This window comes from Deltaproteobacteria bacterium (assembly GCA_019309545.1).
Classification (GTDB): domain Bacteria; phylum Desulfobacterota; class Desulfobaccia; order Desulfobaccales; family Desulfobaccaceae; genus Desulfobacca_B.
In genome coordinates, this window is the sequence record JAFDGA010000076.1 from 1 (window position 1) to 2,766 (window position 2,766).

Genomic DNA, 2,766 nt, shown 5'->3' on the forward strand with positions numbered 1-2,766 from the left:
CGCACCTCCTTAGGAACCTGTTGAGAAACGGTTCCAAGCTCAACTTCATCGCCAAGCGGTACAAAGTCGCGGTGCCGACCCTGATCAACTGGATTGAGAAGAACAACATCGACCTAGGGATTTCTCACATTTTTTCGTCTATATGATCAATTGCAGAATTTAGGTTATACAAGAAAATCGTAGATGATCCCAAGTTCGGGGATCTATTCAAGTTGGCGTTATACAAGAAGGTTTTTGATACTTTTGTCAAGGAGGCGGCTTGATTCGGCCGGGTCGTAATGCCCAGCTTCTGAAACTAGAGAGAAGGTAAGATATGGAATTTGCCAAAATTATTAAAAAAGTTAATTCACAGGAATATGCTGCCACCTTTGCCCTTCGGCTCCGGGGCATGCGGGTAGCGCCAGCCGAGGAACAGCAGAAATACGAAAACTTTGCCCACTCTCTGCTTGCCCGACAGATGGACTTTATTCAGGCTCTGGATGCCTTGCCGCCCGAATGCGCGATTGATCTCCGGTATCTTTTTGACCCTCAGACCCCGTTTGAGATCAAAGTTAACTTTCTGGTGCGAGTGACCGGACCGACCCGAGCCCAGGCCTTGGTCCAGGCGGATAAACTCGGACCCTATCTATTACATCTGTTATTGATCCATAACCATTTACACGATTTTGTTCTGGTCGCCGATCCGGCGGAATTACGATATCTGATCGAACCGTTTAAATTCCGCCATCTGGTGGAAATCATTCGCCGGGAGGATCTGATCGGGCTGGAGACGGTAAAGAAGAAAACCACCAGATTCATCGGATTTAAAACCGGTCCGACGGAATTGCCTGCTGGTCCCAGCCCGGAGTTTGTCTCCCAGATTTATTATGTGTTTCCTTATACCCTCCATCCGGATAATCTGGAACGGCTTTGCAATATGCTGTTTTTGCAGCAGTATCCTTGCCTGGTCAGTATCTGTCTGCGACCTTATCGTCTGACGCTAGCGGATGAAACGACTATGGAAAAACGGCTCCAACTCTGTGAAAAATATTCCCAATTGACCTTTGGAAAGATCAGTGAGGAGGTAGAACTTCTGGAGCCTTTTCTGAAAACCCAGGCCACTGCCTTATACAAGCATTGTGCCCGGGAATACTTGCAGCTTCAGGATGTAGCGTTTTTATTGAAGGTGCAACTGGCCTCCTCCCACCCCATTGCCCTGGAACTTGCCAATGTTGTCGGCACCACCATCACCGAACATACCGGGGACCCGAAGATTTTCTTATCGGAAGCCGCGGATGCCATCGAGAGTTCGTTCACCGGCGGATATCAGGTTTATGAGCCAAAAGATACAGCAGAATTCCGAATCGCCGGACAGAACTTGAAAAACCTGGAGTTTACCCCCTGGATTCCGAGTGTCTCCCCTCATGCTTTACGCCATTGGCTTTATCTGTTTGATGTCAGTGAAGCCAGCGCCGCCTTCCGTCTGCCGATTCCGACAGCGGGCGAGTTTCCCGGCATTGATACCACTCTTCACCATCACAAACCCGCCCCCTCCGACCTGCCTACCCTGGGCCTGCTACTAGGCGAACACTGCCATCTGAACCGCAATCGCCAGGTGTTCTTCCAACCTCAGGACCGCCGCCGCCATACCTATGTGGTGGGAAAGACCGGAACCGGTAAATCCACCCTATTTTTACAGATGATTCTGCAGGACATAGCGAGCGGACAGGCTCTGGGGATCATTGATCCTCACGGGGAGTTGATTGAAGAAGTGATTAGTTGCATCCCGGCCCACCGAGTACGGGATGTGGTATATGTGGATCCTCAGGATTATGAACATCCCGTGGGCCTGAACCTGTTGGACTACCGCACCGGGTTTGAAAAGGATTTTTGTGTTAATTACTTGATAGAAGTTTTTGATTTACTTTACGATCTCAAGCAAACCGGCGGCCCCATCTTTGAAATGTATATGCGTAATGCCTTGCAACTTTTACTGGACCAACCGGAGCCGTTTGTGCCTACGGTCCTGGATGTTCCCCGGGTATTTCAAGATCGCGACTTCCGGCAAGAATTGCTGGAAAAGTGTACTAATGTATACGTGCGTAATTTCTGGGAGAAGGAAGCCTCAAGCGCTGAACGCGATCTGAGTTTAGAGAATGTCACTCCCTACATTACTTCCAAATTATGCCGGTTTGTTTATAACGATCTTATCCGCAGTATCATCGGCCAGCGGCACACCACCATTAATTTTCGAGATGTTATGAATAACAACAAAATTCTGCTGGTAGATCTGTGCAAAGGGCTTTTAGGAGATACCAACAGCCATTTCCTGGGGATGCTTCTGGTAGGGAAGATTTTTACCGCGGCCTTGAGTCGCACCGACGTTAAAGATAAATCATCTCTCCGAGATTTTTATCTTTATGTAGATGAATTTCACAACCTGGCCACCCCCACCTTTATCAGCATCCTCTCCGAAGCCCGGAAATATCAGTTGTCTCTGATTCTTACCAATCAATATATTGCCCAGTTGAAAGACTACATCATAAACGGCATTTTCGGGAACATCGGCACCCTGATCAGCTTCCGGGTGGGGGCCGGAGATGCCGAATTGCTCCACAAAGAATTTTCTCTGGTGATCTCGGAAAATGACCTAGTGGGGTTGCCGAATTTCCATACATATGTGAAGTTACTGATTGATGGCAACGTCAGCGCCCCGTTCAATATGCGCACCTTGCTGCCCCCAAAATCCCTCCGTCCCGAGGCCCAGGAAAAAATCCGCCAGCTTTC

General features: G+C 48.8%; 1 protein-coding gene. It reads left to right on the plus strand.

Going from position 1 to position 2,766, the window contains the following annotated elements:
- Nucleotides 1-313: 313 nt before the first annotated feature.
- Nucleotides 314-2,766, plus strand: a 2,453-nt coding sequence (locus tag JRG72_11675; protein ID MBW2135863.1) for a TraM recognition domain-containing protein, incomplete at its 3' end; no start/stop codon positions are given.